The organism is Mesobacillus maritimus (assembly GCF_019749255.1).
Classification (GTDB): domain Bacteria; phylum Bacillota; class Bacilli; order Bacillales; family Cytobacillaceae; genus Mesobacillus_B; species Mesobacillus_B maritimus_A.
This window is the reverse complement of the sequence record NZ_JACWFH010000042.1, coordinates 798-1,007: the sequence shown is the minus strand read 5'-3', so window position 1 is coordinate 1,007 and position 210 is coordinate 798. Positions and strand designations below refer to the sequence as shown.

General features: G+C 46.2%; 1 tRNA gene. It reads right to left on the bottom strand.

Going from position 1 to position 210, the window contains the following annotated elements:
* Positions 1 to 94: 94 nt before the first annotated feature.
* Positions 95 to 170: transfer RNA gene (locus tag H0185_RS23280), tRNA-Ala, on the bottom strand.
* Positions 171 to 210: the final 40 nt, after the last annotated feature.

The following is a 210-nucleotide window of genomic DNA, read 5'->3' as shown; positions in this document are numbered from 1 at the left end:
CGCTTGTTTGTTTAGTTTTCAAAGAACAATCTCTACTGACCCAGTCAGCTATAAGATAATAACATTTATTACTGATAGTGTCAAATAAAAATATTGGTGGAGCCTAGCGGGATCGAACCGCTGACCTCCTGCGTGCAAAGCAGGCGCTCTCCCAGCTGAGCTAAGGCCCCATTATAGATGGTCGGGAAGACAGGATTCGAACCTGCGACC